Genomic DNA, 2,113 nt, shown 5'->3' with positions numbered 1-2,113 from the left:
GCGCCGACGATCACCACGTCATAGCGCGGCTTGAGGTCCGGGTTCCGCCACGCCCGCTGCCAGCCGGCGTGATGGCGCAAAGCCTCGCGGGCAAGAGCGAAAACCGAATAGCGTTGTTTGGCCATGGCGGCGATTCCCGTGTCCTGGGCTGTCTGCCCTTTCGTAATGGAATGCTGCCCCGGATTGGCCGCGACTGCCAGCGGCACTTGGGGAAAAAAACGCGACATCCGGTCTGAAAGGCGGGTGCGGCGGGATTGCCTCTTTCCGATCGGGGCCGAAACGCCTACATCCCCATGGACGAAAAACGGGAGGCACCATGGGGTTCTGGCTGATCGCCGCAGGTCTGGCCGCGCTGATTGCGCTGGCATTGCTGGCCGCGTTGCTGCGCGGGCGGATGGCAAGCGCGCCGACCGCCACCTATGATTTGCAGGTCTACCGGGACCAGCTGCGCGAGGTCGAAAAGGATCTGGCGCGCGGGGTGATCTCGGAAAACGAGGCCGAGCGCGTGCGGATCGAGGTCTCGCGCCGCATTCTTGAGGCTGACAAAGATGCGCAGGACGCGCCGAAATCCGAACGCGCGCCGCGCTGGCTCAGCCTGACGGTGGCCGGGGCGATTGCGGCCGTGATGCTGGTGGGGTCGCTGGCGCTTTATCCCTATCTGGGCGCGCCGGGTTATCCCGACATGCCGCTGGCCCAGCGCAAAGCACTGGCCGATATCGCCCGCGAGACCCGCGAAAGTCAGGCCGAGGCCGAGGCGCGTCTGCCGGTCTCGCCGCCGATGGATGTCGATCCGCGCTATGCCAAGCTGGTCGAGGAACTGCGCCGCGTCGTGGCCGAGCGCCCGACCGATCCGCAGGGCATGGCGATGCTGGCGCAAAGCGAGGCGGGCTTGGGCAACTATCGCGCCGCCTATGCCGCGCAGGCCAAGCTGATCGGGCTGAAGGCCGACAATGCCACCGCCGAGGATTTCGCCGCCTTGGGCGAACTGATGATTTTGGCCGTCGATGGCTATGTCTCGCCCGAGGCCGAGGCGGCGCTGAACCAGACGCTGGAGCGCGATCGCACGAACGGCACCGCGCTGTTTTATGCCGGGGTGCTGTATGCGCGCACCGGGCGGCCTGACCTTGCCTTTAACATCTGGCGCAGCCTGCTTGAGCAAAGCCAGCCCTCGGATCCGTGGGTGCCGGTCATCGAGAACGGCATCGGCGAATTGGCGATGCTGGCCGGGGTCGACTATACCCCGCCTGCGGCTGCCCTGCCCGGCCCCAGCGCCGCCGACATGCAGGCGGCGGGCGACATGAGCGATGACGACCGGCAAGCGATGATCCGCGGCATGGTCGAACGTCTGAGCGATCGTCTGGCCACTGACGGCGGCACCGCTGACGAATGGGCGCGGCTGATCGGGGCACTGGGCGTGTTGGGGGAAACCGACCGCGCCCGCGGCATCTGGGCCGAAGCCCAGACCGTGTTCGCCCAGCACCCCGCCGATCTGGCGACGGTTCTGGCGGCGGCGCAAAAGGCAGGCGTCGCGGAATGAGCGTCTTTGACGATATCGCCGAGTTTGCCGCGACGCTGACGCCGATGGCGGCGCTGGCGGGTCTGGATCTGGGCGACAAGACCGTCGGCGTGGCGGTCTCGGACCGGATGCTGTCGGTGGCAACGCCACTGGAAACCATTCGGCGCAAGAAATTCACGCTGGATGCGGCGCGGGTTCTGGAAATCGCGGCTGAACGTGAATTGGGCGGGCTGATCCTTGGCCTGCCGCGCAACATGGACGGGTCCGAAGGCGCGCGCTGTCAATCGACCCGCGCCTTTGCCCGCAACCTCAGCCGCCTGACCGACCTGCCGATCACCTTTTGGGACGAACGCCTGTCCACCGTCGCCGCCGAACGGGCGCTGCTTGAGGCCGACACCTCGCGCCGCCGCCGCGCCGAGGTCATCGACCACGTCGCCGCCGCCTATATCCTGCAAGGGGCGCTGGACCGGCTGCGGCATATGCGGGGCGCGGCATGACCGACGACATCTGGAAACGCGACGAGATCGAAAGCCCCTGCATCAAGATCTGCGTGATCGAGCCGAATTCGCGGCTGTGCACCGGCTGCCTGCGCACCAT

Annotated in this window: 3 protein-coding genes; all 3 read left to right on the top strand. The window is 67.2% G+C overall.

The features are described from left to right. Window positions 1-316 precede the first annotated feature (316 nt). The gene (gene ccmI / locus ABYW26_RS13780) at window positions 317-1,537 is read left to right on the top strand and encodes a c-type cytochrome biogenesis protein CcmI (RefSeq protein ID WP_372605482.1); all 1,221 of its coding nucleotides are present in this window, start codon (window positions 317-319) and stop codon (window positions 1,535-1,537) included. Next, window positions 1,534-2,013 carry a Holliday junction resolvase RuvX gene (gene ruvX, locus ABYW26_RS13775; protein WP_372605481.1) on the top strand — a complete coding sequence of 160 codons (480 nt, stop codon included), beginning with the start codon at window positions 1,534-1,536 and terminating at the stop codon, window positions 2,011-2,013. The genes ccmI and ruvX overlap by 4 nt, the downstream gene beginning before the upstream one ends. Continuing rightward, window positions 2,010-2,113: DUF1289 domain-containing protein (locus ABYW26_RS13770; protein WP_372605483.1), on the top strand; the 104-nt coding region annotated here is incomplete at its 3' end. The genes ruvX and ABYW26_RS13770, both read left to right, overlap by 4 nt.

It is taken from the genome of Actibacterium sp., assembly GCF_041584535.1.
GTDB lineage: Bacteria > Pseudomonadota > Alphaproteobacteria > Rhodobacterales > Rhodobacteraceae > Actibacterium_D.
Note: the sequence above shows the minus strand (reverse complement) of the source record. Positions and strands in the feature narration are given on the sequence as shown.

What these genes read in the sequence shown, in the direction of transcription:
- ccmI (WP_372605482.1), top strand. Translation starts at nt 317, where the DNA reads ATGGGGTTCTGGCTGATCGCCGCAGGTCTGGCCGCGCTGATTGCGCTG.
- ruvX (WP_372605481.1), top strand. Translation starts at nt 1,534, where the DNA reads ATGAGCGTCTTTGACGATATCGCCGAGTTTGCCGCGACGCTGACGCCG.